The 21,682-nt window shown below is 61.9% G+C and carries 13 protein-coding genes; 10 read left to right on the top strand and 3 right to left on the bottom strand.

Going from position 1 to position 21,682, the window contains the following annotated elements; translation table 11 throughout:
• Nucleotides 1–560 precede the first annotated feature (560 nt).
• Entirely contained in the window at nt 561–932 is a 372-nt protein-coding gene (locus tag FSB78_RS02405; RefSeq protein ID WP_132742243.1) for a hypothetical protein, read from the top strand.
• 83 nt (nt 933–1,015) lie between these two features.
• On the opposite strand, the gene FSB78_RS02410 is transcribed toward FSB78_RS02405, so the two are convergent.
• Nucleotides 1,016–1,453, bottom strand: coding sequence for a MerR family transcriptional regulator (locus FSB78_RS02410; RefSeq protein ID WP_132742242.1), 438 nt, complete (start codon nt 1,451–1,453; stop codon nt 1,016–1,018).
• A 36-nt stretch (nt 1,454–1,489) separates the two neighbouring features.
• Here FSB78_RS02410 and FSB78_RS02415 point away from each other — a divergent pair, with 36 nt between their 5' ends.
• The 5 genes from FSB78_RS02415 to FSB78_RS02435 all read left to right on the top strand — a co-directional run bounded on the left by FSB78_RS02415 (nt 1,490) and on the right by FSB78_RS02435 (nt 8,931).
• On the top strand, nt 1,490–2,152 hold the full coding sequence (locus FSB78_RS02415; RefSeq protein ID WP_147083962.1) for a cation efflux transmembrane domain-containing protein: 663 nt from the start codon (nt 1,490–1,492) through the stop codon (nt 2,150–2,152).
• Nucleotides 2,153–2,572: 420 nt separating this feature from the next.
• Nucleotides 2,573–3,835, top strand: coding sequence for a TolC family protein (locus tag FSB78_RS02420; RefSeq protein ID WP_132742239.1), 1,263 nt, complete (start codon nt 2,573–2,575; stop codon nt 3,833–3,835).
• Nucleotides 3,835–5,004, top strand: coding sequence for an efflux RND transporter periplasmic adaptor subunit (locus tag FSB78_RS02425; protein WP_132742238.1), 1,170 nt, complete (start codon nt 3,835–3,837; stop codon nt 5,002–5,004). Before FSB78_RS02420 ends, FSB78_RS02425 begins: the two co-directional genes overlap by 1 nt.
• Nucleotides 5,005–5,007: 3 nt before the next feature.
• Nucleotides 5,008–8,241, top strand: coding sequence for an efflux RND transporter permease subunit (locus FSB78_RS02430; protein ID WP_147079647.1), 3,234 nt, complete (start codon nt 5,008–5,010; stop codon nt 8,239–8,241).
• Nucleotides 8,242–8,244: 3 nt separating this feature from the next.
• On the top strand, nt 8,245–8,931 hold the full coding sequence (locus FSB78_RS02435) for a ZIP family metal transporter (protein WP_132742236.1): 687 nt from the start codon (nt 8,245–8,247) through the stop codon (nt 8,929–8,931).
• A 243-nt stretch (nt 8,932–9,174) separates the two neighbouring features.
• Here the strand turns inward: FSB78_RS02435 and FSB78_RS02440 are convergent, their stop codons facing one another.
• On the bottom strand, nt 9,175–9,363 hold the full coding sequence (locus tag FSB78_RS02440) for a hypothetical protein (RefSeq protein WP_132742235.1): 189 nt from the start codon (nt 9,361–9,363) through the stop codon (nt 9,175–9,177).
• Nucleotides 9,364–11,469: 2,106 nt separating this feature from the next.
• Here FSB78_RS02440 and FSB78_RS02445 point away from each other — a divergent pair.
• Nucleotides 11,470–12,375 (top strand): M48 family metalloprotease, encoded by a 906-nt coding sequence (locus tag FSB78_RS02445; protein ID WP_147079649.1) that lies wholly within the window; start codon nt 11,470–11,472, stop codon nt 12,373–12,375.
• 57 nt (nt 12,376–12,432) lie between these two features.
• Here the strand turns inward: FSB78_RS02445 and FSB78_RS02450 are convergent, their stop codons facing one another.
• Nucleotides 12,433–12,702 (bottom strand): hypothetical protein, encoded by a 270-nt coding sequence (locus tag FSB78_RS02450; protein ID WP_242007937.1) that lies wholly within the window; start codon nt 12,700–12,702, stop codon nt 12,433–12,435.
• 100 nt (nt 12,703–12,802) lie between these two features.
• Between FSB78_RS02450 and FSB78_RS02455 the strand changes: the two genes are divergently transcribed.
• The 3 genes from FSB78_RS02455 to FSB78_RS02465 all read left to right on the top strand — a co-directional run bounded on the left by FSB78_RS02455 (nt 12,803) and on the right by FSB78_RS02465 (nt 21,638).
• On the top strand, nt 12,803–14,683 hold the full coding sequence (locus FSB78_RS02455) for a Rieske (2Fe-2S) protein (protein WP_242007939.1): 1,881 nt from the start codon (nt 12,803–12,805) through the stop codon (nt 14,681–14,683).
• Nucleotides 14,684–14,811: 128 nt separating this feature from the next.
• Nucleotides 14,812–16,227 (top strand): methylation-associated defense system protein MAD7 family protein, encoded by a 1,416-nt coding sequence (locus FSB78_RS02460; RefSeq protein ID WP_242007941.1) that lies wholly within the window; start codon nt 14,812–14,814, stop codon nt 16,225–16,227.
• Entirely contained in the window at nt 16,224–21,638 is a 5,415-nt protein-coding gene (locus FSB78_RS02465) for an FtsK/SpoIIIE domain-containing protein (RefSeq protein ID WP_147079654.1), read from the top strand. Before FSB78_RS02460 ends, FSB78_RS02465 begins: the two co-directional genes overlap by 4 nt.
• Nucleotides 21,639–21,682: the final 44 nt, after the last annotated feature.

The following is a 21,682-nucleotide window of genomic DNA, read 5'->3' on the forward strand; positions in this document are numbered from 1 at the left end:
GTTTGGTCCTCCTTGGTTAGGACTCCAGGCGGACCAAAGGGCCAATCCGAGCTAAATTCTTAATGTCCCTTTTTGGCGGAAATCGGACCGGCCAGAGTAGGAACGCAGAGGGTATACCTGAAAAACACCGACCCTAAATCGATCAATGTCTCGGTCTGTCGCGGAGCGGGCAGGGGGGCTGTCGAGCGTGGGTGTCCCGGCGGACCTATCGCAGCCACCTTGGCTTTCCCGAAACTCCATCTCCGCGAGACCATTTCGTGAAAATGATTTCGGGAACAGATTTCGAGAAATGCGCCGTAGATGAGGGCGGGGCCGACTGAACGACGCCCGCTTTCTCACTGGCCCTTCCTTTTCGAGAACGCCGTGTTAGCCGCAAACCTCAATAGTCCGCCATTCGTGACTGATGAGATTGTCTCGATAGCCCAGATTGCCGAGAGGCTTTTTGGCAGGGATTGTATTGCCTGCCAGCGCCGCTCAACGGTGTAATGTCGATTGCCGATAGCCGATATCAGGAGACGACGTTATCTTGCGGCGTTGAATCCTTCCCGAGGAGACGAAAAATGAAGCGGCGTTGGATGATCTCACCTGTGCTGTTGGTAATGACCGCCTGCGGACAGTCAGGCAGCGAATATGTCGGCAAATGGGAACGAGGCAAAACAAGCCACGAGAATGGCTTCTCCGGCGCTCAAGTTAATGTCGTCAAGGATACCATGACGATCGAACGTAACGGCGATAGCTTCCTTTTGAATAATACTCGGGTTCTCACGCAAGGCGGTGGAAAGCCATTCATCTATCCTAACAATAAGCAGCCAGCGATCTACAAAGACGGTCAGCTACAAGTCGCTGGAGGGCTCGCGGCTTACGTCATTGACAAAGCATCCGGGCATCTTGTCGCACCGGACGGCGGAGGGGATTTTACTAGGACTAAGTGAACAGAAGGCTTGGCATTATCCCCACTGTATCTCCGATCTACGATCTACGATCCTTTGCAGGAAATCGGGTTAGCAGCGAGATACTATGCAGAAGGAGCAAGTGCCTCGATGATCCGGCAGTCGGCGACGGTGTTGCGGCTACAGGAATCTATCAGCGCGTCGAGTTCACCAGCAAGCGCGGTGAGGTCTACGATTTTGCGCCTGATCGCGTCGCGGTGTTGGTTGGCAACGACATCGACGGCGATGCAGGACTGATCGCGCCGATCGGCCAGCCCCATAAGCTCGCGTACCTGATCGATTGAAAAGCCAAGATCCCGCGCACGCCGAATGAAGGACAGGCGGCGCAGATGCGCGCCCTCATAGGTCCGATAGTTACTCGCCGATCGCGCAGGTGCGGGCAGTAAGCCAATCTGCTCATAGTAGCGGATCGTCTCGACCTTCGTGCCCGTCGCACCGGCCAGTTTTCCGATCGTAAGTTTCTCAGACACAACGCTTGACCCTCTAGCGACTAGAGGGTGCATATAGGCTGTCAGATCGATTCTATCGAGGTGGCGAACATGGCCTGCACAAGCTGCGCGTCCGACAAGGCGGGTACTCTCAACGACCCCAAGTGGCGGCGCGCGCTATTGATCGCGCTCGCCATCAATGGCGGCATGTTCGTTATCGAAATTGCGGCCGGCATCACGGGTGGATCGAAGGCCCTGCAAGCCGACGCGCTCGACTTTTTCGGGGATACTGCGAACTACGCAATCAGTCTTGGCGTTGCCGGGATGGCGATAGCCTGGCGCGCACGCGCTGCGATGTTGAAGGGGGCGACGCTTGCTTTGCTAGGCGTCTATGTCCTGTTCGCAGCGGGATGGGGTGCGCTCCACGACGCAACGCCCCATGCCGAAATTATGGGCGTAGTCGGCATCGCCGCGCTGATCGCGAACCTTGTGGTCGCGGTCATGCTGTACCGCTTCCGAAGCGGTGATGCGAACATGAGGTCGGTATGGATTTGCTCGCGCAATGACGCGATCGGCAACATCGCCGTCGTACTGGCCGCAGGCGGCGTGTTCGGCCTCAACAGTGCGTGGCCTGATCTTGCCGTCGCCGCCTTGATGGCGGTGTTGGGAATATCGGGCGGTTTTCAGATCATGCGGCAGGCGCGCGCCGAAATGCGTAGCGAGCCCTCACCCGCCCCCGCTACTTACCAGCAGTCGTTACATGGCAGTCGGTAAGCTGCTAAGGCGCGGGCCGATGCACCGCCTTTCCGCCATGTTCCTCAGTTTCATGCTCGTGCTTATGCTCGGGCTTGGATCAGTCGCGCATGCGACCGAAGGCGTGACGTGCGTTGATACCACAGCGGTCAGCTCCCTCGATCATTGCGACGGCGATGCCGACCAAGTGCCGGCAGACGCCGACAAGGCATATCCTCACCATCATGGCGGTTGCCACGGCCATCATGTCGGCGTGCCGATCGCGTCCGATTCAACCGGACCAGCCAGCAGCGTTCGTATGACTGCATCGGTGTGGCGCAATGCGCCCAAGGCCCCGGCAGCGTCGGACCCAGCCCTACGTCCTCCCCAAGCCTGACCAACGCCTAATTCCGTCGGGAAAGCCCGTGCGGACGCCCAAGGTTCGTCAGGAGTCCATTACCCATGCACCGTTTTATTGCGGCCTTATTGGCCGTGGCGTCGTGCGCGTCGATCGCGCAAGCGCAGTCAGCCGATCCCACATCGACCAGTCCCCCGCTCACCCTTGATCAGGCGCTTTTACTTGCCGGAGCGACCGCCCCCAGCCTTGAGGCTGCCACAGCAGGCGTCCGGGCAGCAGAGGCAGGCCGCACGGTTGCCGGCTACCGCCCTAACCCGTCGATCGTCGCCGAGACCGAGAACATTGCTGGCAGCGGTCAATATCGGGGCCTTCGCAGCGCCGAGACAACGGCAGGTCTGGCACTACCGATCGAACTGGGTGGAAAACGATCGGCACGGATCGCTGTCGCAGATGCGATTGGTAATCGAGCGAGGATAGGCACGGCGTTGGCCGCGGCCGATCTACGGCTTGCCATCACGCAGCTCTACATCGAGGCGACCGCAGCGGAACGCCGACTGGTGACCGCGCGCGAGCAGGCCGGTATCGCCCGCGAAGCATCGCGCGCAGCCGGCGTCCGCGTTCAAGCGGGGCGAGCATCACCGCTCGAACAGCAGCGCGCCGATGTATTGCGGATCAACGCGGAGACGGCTGTGGAGCGCGCAGAGCGGCTTGCCGAGGTCGCGCAAAGTAATCTTGCCCGACGGATCAGCCAACCCCTCACGGGACCGTTGGACTTGGCGTGGTTCAATCGCGTCGAGGGCTTTGGTCCGGCACGGCCGATCGAGACCGCAGGGACGTTGGCATTGGCAGCGACCCGCGCAGACGTGACAACGGCAGAGGCACAGGTGCGGCTTGCCAGGTCGCAACGCATTCCCGACGTGACACTCAGCGCCAGCGCACGCCGGCTTGAGGCTACGAACGACGTGGCAGCGGTGTTCGGGGTGTCGATCCCGTTTCCGCTGTTCAACAACGGCAAGGCGGCAGTGGCGCAGGCGCGGGCGCAGACCGATCAGGCGCAGGCGCTACGTCGCGTCGCCGAGCTGGATACCGCGCAGGATATCGCAAGCGCACAGGCAAACGTCGCGAATGCCGCGACGACCGCTCGTAACGCCAGCGGGCCGGCATTGGCATCGGCAAGCGAAGCCGCTCGTATTGCCCGGATAGGCTACCGGGAGGGCAAGTTTGGGCAGCTCGATTTGCTCGATGCCGAACGTACCCTGTCCGAAACACGAACCGCCGCGATCGATGCGCTCGCCACCTATCACGACGCCAAGGCACGCCTCGAACGGCTCGTTGCCGCAGCGCCCTCGCCCGAGGAAACCAATTAATGACGAAGATCATCATACGGGCGCTCGCGCCTGTGACCCTGGCTATCCTCCTTGCCGGGTGCGGCGGGGGTAGCAACAGCGAGGCCGGTGAGAAGGCCGGAGCCGAGAAGACCGAAGGTGCCGAGGCCGGCGAAGCCAAGGAGGGTCCAAAGGATATCGTCACCCTGTCCGCGCAGCAGATCGCGGATGCCGGGATAGAGGTTACGCGACCTACAGTAGGCGGCGTGGCCGGAGCGATCGAGCTATCGGCAACGATCGAGGGTGATCCTCAAGGCGTGCAGGTCGTGTCCACCTCCGTAGGCGGTCGGCTCGTTTCCCTCACCCGCAATCTCGGGCAGTCAGTCAGCCGGGGAGACCCGCTGGCTATCATCGAAAGCCGGGAAGCGGCATCACTGAAAGCGGAGGTAGAGGCTGCGCGCGCGCGTTCCGCACTCGCCCAATCGAACCTTCGCCGCGAACAGCGCCTGTTTGCCGAACGCGTTTCGCCGGAGCAGGATCTGGTTGCAGCGCGGACGGCAGCGACGGAGGCCAGTATTGCCCTTCGCCTCGCGCAGCAGCAGTTGTCAGCGACGGGCAGCGGAGGCGGTGCGCTCAACCGCATCGCGGTTCGTTCGCCGATCGCCGGCCAAGTGATCGCGCGATCGGCCACCCTCGGGCAAGCCGTCGCGGCCGATGCAGAGCTGTTCCGCGTCGCCAATCTGTCGAAGGTCACTGTCACCACATCACTCGTCCCCACCGATGCCGGTCGGGTGAAACCCGGCGTGCGTGTCGAAGTAACGGCACCGGGGCGGCGTCAGGAGGGGCGTGTTACGTTCGTGTCCCCCATTCTGGACGAGACGACGCGATTGGTGCCGGTGATCGCCACCCTCGACAACGCCGGCAGCACATGGCGCGTTGGTGAGACGGTCAACGTATCGATCCTCGTTCCAGCGACCGGGGACCGTACCGTTGCTGTACCATCGGCCGCAGTGCAGATGATCGAGGACAAGTCGTTTGTGTTCGTCCGCACCGCGACAGGTTTCCGGGCAATTCCGGTGACGCTTGGCCGCACTAATGGCGGGCAAGTCACCGTAACGGCAGGCCTTACCGGCTCGGAGCGCATCGCTTCCACCAACAGCTTCACGCTCAAAGCCGAACTCGGCAAGGGTGCGGGCGGGGATGAGGACTGAGCCATGATCGGTCGCATCGTCACCCTCTCCGTCGAGAAGCGCTGGCTCGTCCTGCTTCTCACTATCGCGGCTGCATTGCTCGGGATTGGCGCGCTGCGTCAGCTTCCGATCGACGCCGTACCCGACATCACCAACAACCAGGTGCAGATCAACGTCGTTGCTCCTGCCCTCTCCCCCGATCAGATCGAGAAGCAGGTTGCGTTCACGGTCGAAACCGCGCTCGCGGGCATTCCCGGTCTTGAATATACCCGCTCGCTAAGCCGCAATGGCTTTGCCCAGATCACAGCGGTTTTCGGTGAAAAGACCGATATCTACTTTGCGCGGGCGCAGGTCGCGGAACGCCTGCGAACCGCAGAGGAAGACCTTCCCGAAGGTGTGAACCCCGAGATGGGGCCGATCGCCACGGGCCTTGGCGATATCTTCATGTGGACCGTCGAATACCGCGAGCTGGATCAGGTCCATCATCGCAACGGGGAACCTGGCCTGCAACGCGATGCCAGCTATATCACCCCCGAGGGGGATCACCTCGTCAGCGACGCCGACAAGGCGACATATCTGCGCACCGTGCAGGATTGGATCGTCACGCCGCAGCTCAAAAGCACGGCCGGGCTTGCTGGCGTCGACTCCCTTGGTGGCTACACCAAGGAATATCTCGTTATTCCGGACATACAGCGCATGGCGGCAATGCGGCTAACGCTTCAGGATCTCACCACCGCCCTACAGCGCAGCAATACCAGCGCGGGCGCTGGCGTGGTCAACCGCAACGGCGAAGGGTTGGCGGTTCGATCGGATGGGCGTGTCCGCAACGCCGACGAGCTGGCCCGTACCGTCGTTGCCACCCGCGAGAGCGTTCCAATACTGCTCAACCAGATCGCGACCGTTCGCACCGGGCAGGCGCTACGCATGGGATCGGCGTCGGAAAACGGTCATGAGGTCGTCGTTGGGACCGCAGTCATGCGGATCGGGGAGAATAGCCGCACGGTGTCGACGGGCGTTGCCGAACGGCTGACGCAGATCGGCCGCTCGTTACCGGTCGATGTTGTCGTGAAGCCGGTTATGAACCGGACCGAGCTGGTGAACTCCACGATCGCCACGGTTGCCCGCAACCTTGCCGAGGGTGCGGTGCTGGTGATCGTCGTTCTGTTTGCCCTGCTTGGCAATTTCCGTGCGGCGTTGATCGCGGCCTGCGTCATTCCGATCACGATGCTGTTGACCAGCATCGGCATGTTGAAGGCGGGTGTTTCGGCCAATCTGATGAGCCTTGGCGCGCTCGACTTTGGTCTGATCGTGGATGGCGCGGTCATTATCGTGGAGAACGCATTACGGCGTTTGGGCGAGGCGCAGCATGGTCGCGATGACGTGCTGACGATCGAGCAACGTCTCGGGATTGTCGCCGCATCGGCGCGCGAGATGATCCGGCCATCGGTGTACGGGCAGGCTATCATCATCCTTGTCTATGCGCCGTTGCTCACCTTCACGGGTGTCGAAGGCAAGATGTTCGAGCCGATGGCGCTGACAGTCATCATCGCTCTGGTGTTCGCCTTCATCCTGTCGCTGACCTTCATACCGGCAGCGATTGCGATCTGGCTCAGCAAACGGGTTGAGGAAAAGGAAAGCCGCGTCGTCACGTTCCTACGGCAGCGCTATGAGCCGGGACTCGATGCGGCAATGCGCCGACCCACCCTCACTATCGGCGTCGCGATCGGTGCGCTGGCACTCGCCGGGGCTGCTTTCACGACATTGGGGCAGGAGTTCTTGCCGCAGCTCGATGAGGGCAACATTCTCGTTCAGGCGGTCCGCATCCCCGGCACATCGGTCGATCAGAGCCAGGCCATGCAATTCCAGGTGGAAAAGGCACTCGCCAAGGCCCCTGAGGTCCGTTTCGCCTTCTCCCGCACCGGCACGTCCGAAATCGCATCGGACCCAATGCCGCCTAACGCGACCGACACCTTCGTCATCCTGAAGCCGAAGAAGGAGTGGCCCGACCCCGGCCTGTCCAAGGGAGAGCTGGTGGAGCGGCTGGAAAAGCGTCTCTCCACCCTGCCGGGCAACGCCTATGAGATCACGCAGCCGATCCAGATGCGGTTCAACGAGCTGATCGCGGGCGTGCGCGGCGACATCGCGATCAAGGTCTTTGGCGATGACTTTGGCGAGATGAACGCGACCGCAGATCGGATCGCCGGCATCCTTCGAAAGACGCGGGGTGCAGCAGACGTGCGGGTTGAACAAACCGAAGGTTTGCCGATGCTCGATATTCGGCCGAACCGCACCGCCATGTCCCGTGTCGGGGTAACGGCGGGTGACGTGCAGGACACGGTTGCCACAGCCATTGGCGGCCGACAGGCTGGTGTGATCTTTGAAGGCGATCGTCGCTTCCCCGTCGTGATCCGGATGGCGGAAAGCTCAAGATCCGATCTGACGGCGGTTGCTCAGGTCCCGGTGCCGACCGGCAGTGGCGGCTTCGTACCGCTATCGACCGTGGCGGATATCGCGGTGGTCGATGGTCCCAACCAGATCAGTCGCGAGAACGGCAAGCGGCGTGTCGTGGTGCAGGCCAACGTGCGCGATCGAGACGTGGCCGGTGTCGTGGGTGATGCCCGGTCAGCCATCGACGCTCAGGTGAAATTGCCGCCCGGCACGTATCTCGAATGGGGCGGTCAGTTCGAGAACCTTGCATCCGCCCGCGATCGGCTCAGCGTTGTGGTGCCGATCTGTTTCGTGGTCATCATGTTCCTGCTCTACGGCGCGCTAGGCTCCGTCAGGGATGCGTTGATCGTGTTTACCGGCGTTCCGCTGGCGTTGGTCGGAGGCATCCTTGCGCTGGTGCTAAGAGGCATGCCGTTTTCCATTTCAGCGGCAGTCGGCTTCATCGCGTTATCAGGTGTCGCGGTTCTCAACGGGCTGGTCATGGTGTCGTCCATCCATGATCTGATGCGGCAAGGCATTGATCGTGCGGTAGCGGCGCATCAAGGCGCTCTGGCGCGGCTCCGGCCGGTTGCGATGACGGCGCTCGTTGCGTCGCTTGGCTTCGTTCCGATGGCACTTGGTCATGGTGCTGGAGCCGAGGTGCAAAAGCCGTTGGCGACCGTCGTCATTGGTGGCCTGATATCCGCAACGTTGCTCACCTTGTTCGTGCTGCCGACGCTCTACGCTCGTTTCGGACGGCGCGAGTTGCCAGCTCCATCAGGGAAACACATCGAACTGCCGCCTTCGGCTCATGACAGCGTGAGGGCTTAAGCTATGCAGGCCGTTGCTTTCACGCTCATTCCCGTCGTCGCCGTACTGATCGGCTCGCTATTCGCGGTATCGAGACGGCCAAGCGATGCCTTCGTAAGCGCTATGCAGCACTTGGCGGCAGGCGTCGTGTTCGCCGCAGCGGCAGCCGAGATCCTGCCCCAAGTGATGCACGAAGGTTCACCGATCGCGACATTCACAGGCGGCGCGCTTGGTATAGTCGTGATGCTGTCACTCAAAGCCCTTGAGGGTCGCGCCAGTGGACCGATTGCTATGTTGGGCGCGGTCGCAGTGGATATCCTGATCGACGGGCTAGTTCTCGGGTTGGCGTTCGTCGCTGGCGGGAAGGCCGGCGTGTTGCTGACGATCGCGTTGACGTTGGAGGTGCTGTTTCTCGGACTGACCGTGACGACCGAGTTGGGCGAGACGATCAAGTCCAAGGCGCGGATCATCGGAATTACGATGGGGATCGCGTTGTTGCTGCCGATCGGTGCGGCGATAGCGACTCCCGTTGCAACGTTTCCGCCCGTCGTCATCGCCGGGTTTCTCAGTTTCGGTCTGATGGCGCTGCTCTACCTCGTGACGGAAGAGCTGTTGGTCGAAGCGCATGAGAAGCCAGACACCCCGCTTATCAGCGCGATGTTTTTCATCGGGTTTTTGGGATTGCTCCTGATCGAGGAGTTTTTGGGCTGACCGCTCGACGTGGAACGTCTTGGACCGATGATGATGACGCCGAGCTTCGTCAGCGTATCGGGGCCAAACAGACTCTGGCGGTAATCGCGCGCGAGATGGGACGAACGATGGATGCGGTTCGGGGAAGAGCCTCAACCCTGAGGGTAACTCTTCGCTCGTCGCAGCGACCGTGGCGGGACGGCGTGCCGCGCCGAGTAGACGTAGACTAGAAAATAGGGACGGTTGCCCGCCCCTATCCAGCTTTTAACCGTGCTTCATGCCGCCCTTGGCATTATCGCAGCAGTCCGCAGCCTTGGCTTTTGCGCTATCCTTGCAGCAGTCCGCACCGTCCTTGCAGCACGCCATGTCGGCGCAGCAATTGGCGACAGCGGCGAATGCGCCAGTCGACAGGGTGAGGGCGAAGGCAGCGCTGATGAGCTTGAACTTGGTCATGATATTCTCCGAAATTTACGTGTGATGGTGTTTGACGTCACACGGTTTGCGGAGGGGGCGTGGCCGGAGCGTATGCCATGCCCAAAAGGCCGGTCTGTGGAGCCGGCCAAGGCGATAGACGGGAGGACGGAACCAGCTCGATATGCTCGACGGTTTCGCCGGCAACCGCAACGCACGGTATGGCGCAAGCCGACGCAGGCACCTTTTTGATAGGAGTGCCTGCTGATTTGCTGGCGCAGTCCACCATCGCGGATGCAGCCGGAGGCGCGGCCATCGCCATCGTCTCGCAGAGCGGGCCAAGCCGGACCAGCAAGATCACCGCCAGGACGAGAAACGCCATAGAATGCAATATCTTGGAGAGTGGGCGAGCCCGGCGTTTCATTGGATGCATCTAGAAGCACAATCAGTGATGCACAATGTCGTAGGTGGCGGCGGATGGCGCTAGACCGGTTTTCCCCTTCTATCTCAGTTTCTCGATCCACCATCCTTTTTGAGAATCCAGACGCACGAATTTAGCTCTGGTTCGATCAAGTTCAGAAACCCCTGATGCCACGTACAATGCCTACTGCGGTGCCGTTTGAACGGGTGCCGTATGGTCCTTCTTGGTCAAGGCTTAAGCCGGACCAACCGAGCAGCTTGACCAGATTTTTATGCGTAAACTTTTGACGTAAAACGAACCCGATTAAAGAGGTCCACTGGGGGTATACCCAAACCATACCGACTAGCGTCGACCGCAACGACCTCTCAGGGCAGGGATCGAGGGCGCAAAATCCCTCTCAAAAAGGCTCGGCTTTAATTGTCCGTCGATGTTCGTCAGACAGTCGGGAGAGAGAGGGAGGTTGGTCATAAACAGTTCCTCGCTCAGCCGCCTTCCTGCCCGTTGCAATCGAAATTATCGTGGCTATGATCGCAGTCAGCCCGACTTTATCGAACTTACTTTTCCGGTTCAGGAACGAGACAAATCTTGCGATAAGCTCGTAGCTCCTTTGTGCGCATCTATCCCAAGGTGCCTTGAGAGACCAACCAGTCAGAACTAGGAAGAGAGCGAAATAAGGCACAGCCCATGATCCCTCTAGGAAGGTCAAGGGTCTAATAGTAGAACCACCGGGATCTTTCACCATCAAGGACGAGAACATAGTTCGCGCAGTCGCTACCGCATCGCCTAGGTAGCCTAGTAGTATTAGTAGAATAAAAAGCAGTAAAAGAGAAAAGCGCGCTGGCGCCGCAACGGTAGCAAGCTTCAATCCGCCACCACAGACTACCGAAAATAAGGCGGTTAAGCAGCTATAAAATATGATCCTGATCATATCACCTCGACCTAGAGGGACAGGAACGCCGTTGGCCGGGAAATGGCTCGATATGATGGGTAGTATGCCCATGATTGGCACAGCGGCGAAGAGCACACCGAGCCCGGCTATGCTAAAGAACCAGACGGCAAATATCTCCCACCGACTAAGCTTTGGAAGATCCTTAGACGGCTTAGGCCGACGCCCAAATATTAGCCGTCGCGCGCTACGGCACCGCCGGGCAGGGCGAACCTTCGCTGATCTGAGACTACGGGCTGTCTTGATTTTGCTTAAGGTAGCGGACATTGGTTGTTCTCACTTTGCGGCGGCAGCCTTGTAGGTCAGTTCCGTTTCGGATTGCTTTCGATCATAGGGAGGGCGGATGCCAAACGCCGCAGCCACGTCGGCATGCTCCACCGTTAGCCTGTACCCTAAACATACCGTTCGTCTTGTCGCGAAGACAGCTAGGTAGGGCTTTGCCCTATCTGTCGAAATCCAGGAGTCCATTTCTTTTAGGAAGCGAGAGGTCTGCTTTCCGCTGTTCGGTTTCAGTCTGCGAGCGGCATAAACGGACTTTGGTTCGGCAGGCGGGGCAGCGGCCGAAGCGCCGCATCTATTTGATAGCGGAATAGCCAGTTCGCCAATAGCTGCAGTGAGAAGGAACAGTCTTATGGCAGGGTGACTGTCCGATGAAGTGGGAAAAGTTTGGAGCGCTCCCGAAGGCGAGTCGATGAGGATCGTGCCTCAACGAGTATTGGATAGGCCATCTAGTGATCGACATATCCTTGATTGAACAGGCGCTTGATCTGATCTTAGTGTCATGGTGACAAACGAACCCACCGATAACCCCATTCCCGATCAGCTCGACGGTAAGGCGCTCGCCCAAATGGCGGCCGCAGATTTTGAGTATTTCTTTTTGCCGGGGCTCGGTCCCAAGGTGGAGATCTCCGTTGGCAATACGCATAGCGCTTGTATCCGACGCAAGGATGACAAGGTTTGGATTGCCATACCAGCTGAGATGGCACGCGAGGAGATCACTGACGCTGCGCGCATGTTTTTCCATCTGATTATACTCGGTCACGAAATTGCCCATCTTGTTCATAGGCACCTCTATGCTGGTCAGCAGGAAACCGCTGATTATCGCGCGTTGGAATATTGGGCCGACTTTTACGGCGCTAAAGTTATGATGGCTCTGGTCACATTCGGCCCTCGAGTCTCACAAGTTTTCAAGCGGTTCTTCCCGGACGGCACCTCGTTCGATGTTCCGATGGAGCATGTCGGTGAGGCGGCTGGGCGGCTAATCGACACCGTTTATATTCCTGACCCTCGCTACCCCGCGCCGCTTCTTCGCGTCGGTCTCGTAAATAACGGTATTACGTCCTTCCTACGGCATGAGTTTGCGGGAAAGGGCGTGAATCCAATTTGGTACTATAGCGTATTCAAGAGGGTATTCTCGGCAACTACTACTCGCGAGCGGATGGTCCTTCATCCCGAGGAAATGGAATTCGACATTGAGCCGGTGGATCGTGCGCGCCGCTGGCACCGCGAGATGCAGGGCAATAGGCCGGCCATCGCTCCGTGGCTAAAACCCCCTGTCTTGGTCTACCTGCACACAAGCTTCGACCAAAGCGACGAGGAGCGGGCTGAGTCAGAGCGTATTCGCTTGCGAGAGCTACAGGCGGGTGGTTTCCTTTTAGACGAACCTGGTCTCGAACCGCCAAATTAATAACCGATGTGGCTTAGCGTGGACATATGATCTTGCGACCGCGTACCCGTGCGGCCTTCAAAGACTGATATCACGCCGCGCCATTTCATCGAACGCCATATCCCCAATTGGCGGGCGGGGCTTGGCTTTGAAGATGTCAGCAAGGTCGAGCAGATCGTCATTAGAAAGGTTCGTGATCGATGCTCGTATTTCGGTAAGGCGCTGTACCGCGCGATCACCGCGATCGGTGAACCGCTTCATTCTCATCTTGAGCATGTGCACTTCTACCACATTGCTCGTGGGGACGGCAGGGGTGTTCGCCGCCGGTTGGCTCGGACTGTTCGCCAAGTGATCTGGCTGTGGATAGGAGCCTTGCGCCGTATATTTAACCTTTCACGGCGAAATGAACGATCTTCACCCTGCGATCGGTTTCCGTTGCCTAGCAGGCATGTTCGATTACAAGCCTGTGAAGGGCACAAGGGGGAACGGTTTGTCGGCACATTCTTCAACGTCGGCATGGGTACGTTTTCTACGCAACTACGGCCCCATTCCCACGAACGACAACATGTACGACGAATCTATTCAGCGTGCGTTGAAGCGTCACAAGATCGCCCCGATAACGCTGCCGGCGCCATTGGTTGGTCGGCTCGTCGCGAACTTCGAAGGCGAGAATGCCATCTCGCACATCATCACCGGCACCGCGGGCGACGGTAAGACGTACCATTGCCGGGAAGTCTGGACCGCCCTTGGCGGCGACGCTGGTGTATGGAATGCGGGAGACAAGGTGCAGACCCTCAAGGTCGGCAGCCGGACGCTCGTGATCGTCAAGGACCTGAGCGAACTTCGTGAGGACGAGAGCGCCGAGATCATCGTCGCCTTCGCCCGCGACGTCGCCGATCCCGCGGCCGCGACGACCTACCTTCTAGCCGCCAATCATGGACAGCTCCTGGAGAAGCTCAAGTCCGCGCCGCCGAGCCCCGAGGTCGAGCGCGTCACCGCCGTCGTTGAGGAACTGCTGGTGACTGGCAGGAACCCCGATGCCGGGATCTCGGTCGGACTGGACGATCTCAGCCGATCGCCGGCCGCGGAGATGGCGATGCAGATCATCGAGGAGGTCACCTCCCACGATGGCTGGGAAGGTTGTGGAAGCTGCGCCGCCAATGCGGGCGATGGCATCTGTCCGATCTTCGAGAACCGCCGGCGTCTGACGGGGAAGGGGCCCGACGACCCCTTCAGGCGGCGCATCACCGCTCTCATCGAGCTGAGCGAGCGGAACGGCAACCACTTCCCCGTCCGGCAGCTGCTCGCACTGGTCGCCAACAGCATCCTGGGGCACCCCGACGCCCGTGACGGCCTGATGAGCTGCGCCGAGGTTCCGGCGATCGTCCAGAGCGGAAAAGCGGACCGCGCGAGCATCTACCGCAACATCTTCGGCGAGAACCTTCGGCCAAGCAAGGCGGAGAAGACCGAGCTCTTCCGAAAGCTGAACATGTTCGGCATCGGGGCCGAGACCAGCAACCGCGTCGACAATCTGCTCGTCTACGGTGCCGACGACCCCGCCTATGCGGACGACTATGCTCGGCTGGTGCTTGCTGATCCGATCTACGGTGCGACCCCTTCGTATGTCGGCGCACAGCGCGTCTATCTGGAGGGTGCGGAGGGCACCGACCGCCGCGCGTTCCTCGGCGCCCTTCGCGCGCAGCGGCAGCGTCTGTTCTTCACCATGCCCGACGAACTGGCCGCGACGTACGATCTGTGGGATCTGACCGTCTTCCGGTATGCCGGTCTCTACCTCGACGTGGCGGCGAAGGTCGCGGACAGGCAGGCGGTGCCGCGACAGGCCGTGTCGATGGTCGTGCGCGGGTTGAACCGCATCTTCACGGGCATGCTGGCGCAGAACCAGGACGAGCTGGTTCTCGCGACGTCGGGCAGCTACTCGCAATCCAAGCGCAGCCCGCTTCTCGACGAGCTGATCTCGGTCCCTCGGCAGGGCGGCGAGGAGGTGTCGATCATAACGGACGGCGCGGGCGGCTTCTGCGTGTCGGTCAAACTCGTGCGCGGATCCGAGATCCCTCCCGTGACCCTGTCGCTTTCGCCCACCCGGTTCGAGTTCCTCGGCCGCGTCTCGGAAGGCGCGCTGCCGAGCAGCTTCTCGCTCGAGTGTCACGAGGACCTCCTCGCCTTCAAGGCGCGGCTGCTCCGGGAGACGGAGAACCGTCGCAGGCTCGATGGTGATGACGAGATCAACGAGGGAGAGCTGATGCTCCGGTTCATCGACCTGGCCGGTGACGGTCGAGCGGTCGCTCGTCGCGTGGTGGTGCGGATATGACGATCGAGATACTGCCGCGCCCGACGAGCTTTGACGATCGGAGCGGGCCTGACTTCTGGATCGACGAGGCGATCTGGGGGCACCGTCTGTACGACGAGCAGACCCCGTGGTTGACCTTCCTGGAGTTCATGACCGTGCTGCTCGCGGAGCACCGGGAGGGGCGCGCTCTTCGCGAGGATGCGTTCAACAGCCTGTCCTACCGTCCGCAGCTCCAGCTCCGTCTGCGCAATCTCGTGTTCAACAACCCGCACATCATGACCGTGCTGGCGGAGGATCGTGCGGATGACGCGTCCTGGACGAGCTGGCTCGAAAAGATCACGGAGACGGCGGGTGGCCTCGACAAGCCGGATTTCACGTATCTCCGCGATCGCTTCGAGAGCTTCCAGGACTTCGCGGCCGTGATAGGTTTCCTCCAGGGGTCGGCCATCGAAGGGACCAGCAACAAGCGCTGGAGTTCGAAGTTCGTCTTTCCGTTCGGTCCGAACGCCCTCTACGAGGATGCGAACGTCAATCCGCGCGGCGGGGTGTCGAACGACCGCCGCTTCTTCGCCCGCACCGGCGAGCTACTCTATCTGATGCTGTGCCGGAGCCGCGATGCGGATGCTCTACGCGGCCTGCTCGTCAGCCGGTTCCTCGAGAACGCTGCGCCCTACGACCGCATGGCGCGCGCCATCCAGGGGGACGCGCAGCTGGCGAAGTCGGAGCGCGCGGGGGCGTTTCTGCCATGCGCGTCCCACCCGCTGTTCGACCGTCTCGCCGAGGACTGGCTGGCGATCCTCAGCCTGCCGATCCCCGCATATGACGCCATACCGCATCTGGTGACGATGACGGGGCTGAACATGATGCTTTATCAGCTCGAACGTGCCCGTGATGTGCTCGATCAGGATCCGGTGCGACTGGTCTGCGAGATCGTCTCGCCGAGGAAGTCGGTGGTGCGCGACCTCTCGGCGGATTCGTATCAAAGGAACAACGGACTGCCGCAGCAGGCGGTCGACCGCTTCATCCGGCAGATCGCCGAGACCGAGGAGTGGCAGGCAGCGACAGCATCCGACGATCCCGTCCTGAACGCCGGCGACATTCTTCGAAAGGCCTTCGGATGGCCGGACGCGGATGACGACGACATCGCCCCCGACCCGGCCGCGCTCATCGAACAGCTCGCGGCGCGCGCGCTCAGTCGGCACAAGCAGCACATCGGCAAGATCCACATGACGTGGTCGCGCGCAATCGGGCTTTCCTCGCGTCGGTCAAGCCGCCGGGTCCGCTACGCCCCGACCGATCGTCTGCTGAAGACGCTCGTGGTGTGCTCGGTCTCAAAGCGTCTCGAGTTCCGGGATTTCCTTGCACTGCTCCACGATCGCTACGGCATCGTGATAGGCGATGCGCAGGCCCGCGATTTCGTTGCGAGCGGTGACGCCGATCAGGAGGACTTCTCGGATAACGCCCGTCGGCTCGAGGAACGGCTGGCGAGCCTGGGCCTGTTGAAGCGGCTGTCGGACTCCTGCGCCTATGTCGAAAATCCCTTTCAGCGAGCCCAAGCCGCGTGACACCATCTGATCTCATCGGCGCCGCCGGCGCCGCATCCATCCGCCAGCGACTTTCGGCCATCGGTGATGGCGAAGGTGTGGCGCGCTACCTCCTGGACCGACTGACGGGCGAACAGGTGGCGGCGATCACGAGCGCGCTGCTCGTCGATCCCCAGACCGACACGTTGCTCAAGATCCAGTTGCCGCGAACGCTGATCGGCGGGTTCGATCTGCCCGACCACGTCGTCACGGATGAAAGGACCGTCGCGATCCGGCATGCCGAATGTGACCGGCCCGCGCTTCTCCTGGCCAACACCGACGACGATCAGGGCGCCTCGCTCGGCGACGTGACGCTGATCGGCGCAAAGCAGTTGACCGAGGATTCCGAACCCTGGGTCGGAGCGGCGGCGGCCGGATTGGGGCTTCCCGACAACCAGCTCTCGGCGTGGCGGGCCGCGCTCAAGGGCCTAAACGCCGCCGACGACTGGACCCTTCATCAGATCTCCAACTACGTTGCGCTCACGCGCGAGCGCATCGCGGAGGAGTCGACGACGGTCTCGGACGCGTTGGGCTGGGCTCTGCCAGCGCTCCACCTCCCGCGCGACAGCGGCTACTTCCTCGGCGTCCGGGACAAGGATCTCGAGAAGTCGCGGAGCTGGAGCCGGCTGTTCGAAAAGCTGGTGTCGGACCGGCGGCCGCTGCTCGCCAAGCAGCGCCCCAACCGCCAGATCATCGAAAGCGACGATCTGCGCAGCCAGTTCGAGGGCGTCAGGGATGACATCCCGGCCGAGGTCCACCCGGCGATCGAGGCCTTCATCGCCGCGACGCCGGGCTGGAACGCAGCCGCCGACGCGCTCGCGCAGTTCGAGTGGGAGGGACAGAGCGTCCTCCAGCTCTTCTCCGGCATCAAGCTGAAGAAGACCACGCTGCCGCAGGAGACGCTGTCCTTCTTCGAGTTCACCTTGCCTGATCGGCTCAGTCCGAAGGACGTCGACTACCTCGAGGCTTTGAAGTCGAGGTCGCTAAAGGAGACGCGGGACGACGATCGGGAATTCTTCGAAACCCACCGGGATGATCTGAGCCAGGACAAGGCGCTCCGTGTGAAGTGGGAGCGCTTCATCTTCGGCCGGCCGATCGAGTGCAACGACTTCCTGGAAGGAATTCTGCGTGCGTTGGAACGCCTGTTCGGACAGATCAACTTCGCTAGCAAGCGCACGCTGACCATCCGTGCCGCTCGCCGCAGTCGTTCCCAGGTCCTGGACATCAACGCCGACGTCGGCCTCGCGTTCGGGCTCCGTTATCGTGGCCTGCCGGCGCTCATGGGCACGGCCGTCGAGTGGGACGTGCCCTACCTTTTCGAGTATGAGGAGCTGCTCGACAGGGCCAAGAAGCGGAAGAAGTATCGCCGGAACGAGTCGAGCTCGCGGGCCGCGCTCCAGATCAAGTTCGACGTGGTGCTGACCTCGGGGTCCGAGCGTGCGACGGTCCAGCTGATCTGGATAGCGCAGCAGAACGCCATCGGGTTCGAACTGCCGAAGGACCTCGCGCGCCTGCTGAAGCGACCAATGACCAGGAGCAGCGTCGCCCGGTTGCCGGTCAGCCGAAAGGGTGCTCTGCAGTCGGTTTCGCTCGCCGACGTCGGAACGCTGCAGCCCGCCTTCGGCCAGGACGCCGGTTCCCTGGTGCCGCGCACGGCGAGCGGCGAGGACGTCGGCAAGGCGTTTTCCAAGGCGCTGAAGGCCGCGGCGCAGAGCGGTCGCATCGATCCGTCCGGCGTTTCGGTGATCGGTTCGGCTTGGACGGCGTTCGAGACCGCGTACGTCGGTGCCATCGGCGCGCTTCAGGTGTCGGGCTACGCATCGGCCGGCCTCATCGAGCAGGCAGCGACCTACGGGACGTTGCTGAACACGCTTTCCGCGCACGCACCCGGAGATCTCAACCGCCGGGACCTGTGGGAGCCGGTGCTGAGCCTCGGCGTGGTACCCGTGGCCGGCAGCGCACCCTCGGCGATTGTGGCGCCGTGGCATCCACTTCGGCTCGCGGCATCCGCGGTCAAGATGCGGTCGGTCGCCGGCCTCGCCGAATATCTGCTTTCCGACGTCGAAGTGAATTTCGGCGACTCCCGCCTGTTCTTCTCCGATCTTCGCGACGAGCTCGCGCATCCGCTCTACCCCGAGATCGCGGTGGGATACGACGGCAGCGAGGCCGTTCTCCTTTCCGAGACCGGGACGGTGAACGACTACAGCCTGCTCGAACGCCCGGTGCGCGATCCGTCCGAGGCGACGACCGACGTCGACCCAGCCGAGGCGGCCAAGCAGATACGGGCACTGCTCGAACGGTATCTCGATCTGCAACCGCACGAGAGGTCGAATCTCTCCATCATGCTGTTCAACTGCGACGCGGCCGGCCTGCCGCTCGCGACGGTGAACGGTCTGAGTTCGGTGCAGGACCAGGAGGAGGTGCACTGCAACGTCCTGGTGCGGCATCGCGACCGGACCCGGCTTTCCCGCGTCTATGGCGAGTTGCTTGACCGTTCGGAAGGCGATCCGGATGCGGTGGTCGTCAGCGAGACCTCGCGCAACTTCATGTCCAAGCTCCGCATCGGCGTGATGCTCGACAGTGGTACCGTGCGTCCGGGGAACGCCACCCGCGAGATCGACGTCGCATTCCTTCACGACGTCGTGTCGCGGCAGGCGCGTGAGCAGTGGTTCCCGGTCCCGGCGGCAGGTTCGAATCCCGGTCTGCTCGAGCATGTACCGGCGCGCTGGTCCTATCGCCGGGTGACGGCTGAGGACGAGCTGAAGGCGACGGTCTACCTCACGTGCCCGAGGCAGCCGGACGCCGGCTGGGCCTATGTCGATGCCGTCGCGAACGTGATCCGCCGGCAATCGCACGGCGCGGGCGAACACTATCTCCCGGCGCGGCAGATCTCCTTTCAGGACTCGGGCCTCAAGGGGATGTTCGACGAGGTCCACGAGATGGCCGAATGGGTCGCGACCTACGACGACCTCCTCGACAAGCGGCAGCTCGCCGCGCAGGGCATCAGCGTCATACGGTACCGGCGGCAAAGGACGCATGGGCGCAACATTGTCGTGTCCTCCACGTCCGAACTCCGCATCCTAAACGTGCTCGTTCGCAGACGGCTGACCGAACTCTCGCTGGGTCTCGATGACGAGCGCATCGCAGCGCTCGCGCGCCGGATGATCGACGACGCGAATTCGATCTCCGGCGACATCGTGCTGCGGGCCGCCAAGCGCGGCGTGTCGGCCGGCGAGCTGATCGGGCTGGTGCTGAGCCGCGCGCTCGTCGCGGAGGAGCTGCGCCCTCAGGCCGCGGTCGCCTGGTTCCTTCTCGACGACTACGCCGAGTGGCTCGGCCAGCGCGAGGAGGGCATCGCCGACATCCTCGCGCTGTGCCTGGTCGAGGGTCAGGATGGAACACCCCGCCTGCGCGCAATCGTCACCGAGGCGAAGTATGTCGATCAGTCCGGATCGGCGGAGGCCAGCCGCAAGTCGCAGCAGCAACTGCGGCAAACGGTGGCGCGCATCGACGATGCGCTGTTCGGCGACCCCGGGCGGCTTGACCGCGATCTATGGCTGTCGAGGATCGCGGACCTTCTCCTGGACGGGACCGCGGCTCTCGGACACGCCTCGTTGCTGGAACAGGTCCGTGACGGAATTCGTCGCGGCGCCGTTCCGATCGATCTGCGTGGCTACTCCCACATCTTCATCTCAGGGCCCGCGTCCGACGGCAGCAGCCTGGGTGAGCAGGATCCGGTTCCGGGTGTGAGCGATGGTCTTCAGGAGACATTTACCCGCGAAGGTCTTCGCCAGCTGATCAAGGCCTATGAGGCGGGCAAGCCGTTGAAGCCAGTCCGGTCCAGCTTGGGGGAGATCGACAGCTGGGAACGCCCAACCTATCGCAATCCTGCGCCCCGGGTGGATTGGACGAAGGCGATCACACTCGAACCGGAGCACGAAGTCTCCGTTAAGCCCGTCGTGCACGACTATGACGAGGATGAGGACGAAGAAAGGGCATCGGCGCCGGTCGTTGGCGGCGTGACGACAGCCGAACCGTCATCCGCGGTCACCGTCGGAAGCGAGGCCAGCATCCCGCTGCCTGACGGTGAAGTTGTTCCGTACGTCAGCCTGGTGGCACCGGCCACGGATGGTGACGGTATTCCCGTCGAACACGGCGAAACCGTCGAGATGCCGGTCAGCCCGTCGCCAACTTCGACGACGTCGACCGAGGCGGCCTCGACGCTCGCCATCGGACCGTTAATCGAGGCGCGTGCGCAGGAGGCTCATCAGGATTCCGCGGACGAGCAGGCCTGGCTTGAAGCGACGGCGCAGAAGCTGCGCTCGGCGTTGATGGGATACAGCCTGCAGGCTAAGGTCCTGGGGACGCGGCTGACGCCCAACGCGGCGCTCATACGCTTCATGGGCAGCGACCGGCTGAGCGTGCAGGACATCGAAGGGAGGCAGTCGGCGCTGCTAACGACCCACGGAATGCGGGTGATCTCGATCTCCCCCCTTCCGGGTGAGATCGTCGTCGGCGTGGCTCGACCCCAGCGACAGGTGGTGTCGCTGTGGGATGTCTGGGGTCGCAGGGCGCTGAACCGGAATGCGGTTGGCGTGAACATGTCGTTCGTGCTCGGGCTCAAGGAGCTCGACGGCGAGATCCTCTATCTCAATCTTGGCGGTCCCTTCGCGGGCGGGCAAGGGCATGAGCCCCACACGCTCGTGGCGGGCGCGACGGGATCGGGGAAGTCGGTGCTGATCCAGGCGCTGCTGCTGGACATCGCCGCTACGAACACCAGCGATCTTGCCCACATCTATTTGATCGATCCGAAGATGGGCGTCGATTACGCGGCGGTCGAGCGGTTGCCCCACCTTCAGGGCGGCGTCATCGTGGATCAGACCCGGGCAGTCGAGGTTATGAAGCTGCTGGTCGCCGAGATGGAGCGTCGATACGAGCTGTTCCGGACCAATGGCGCCCGCGACATCCGCGCCTTCAACACCAAGGTCGGCCCGACCGAGCGGCTTCCTTACGTTTTTCTCGTCCACGACGAGTTCGCGGAGTGGATGCTAACCGAGGAGTACAAGGCGGCGGTGACTGCGAACGTGTCGCGTCTCGGGGTGAAGGCTCGCGCTGCGGGCATGCATCTCATCTTCGCGGCACAGCGCCCGGACGCCAACGTAATGCCGATGCAGCTACGGGATAATCTCGGAAATCGATTGATCCTGAAGGTCGCGAGTGTCGGCACCTCGGAGATCGCGTTGGGTTCCAAGGGAGCCGAGCAACTGCTCGGTCTCGGCCATCTGGCAGCCCGGCTTAGCGGTGAACCCGCACTGATCTACGCTCAGGCTCCGTATCTCGGTGACGACGACATAGATCTCGTGGTCAACGGGATTTGCGCCTCCGAAGGCTGACGGCAATTTGCGAGACTAGCGGGCAGGGTGCGCCCGTCAGGCAG

Source organism: Sphingomonas ginsenosidivorax, from assembly GCF_007995065.1.
In the GTDB taxonomy this organism is placed as follows: Bacteria; Pseudomonadota; Alphaproteobacteria; order Sphingomonadales; family Sphingomonadaceae; genus Sphingomonas; species Sphingomonas ginsenosidivorax.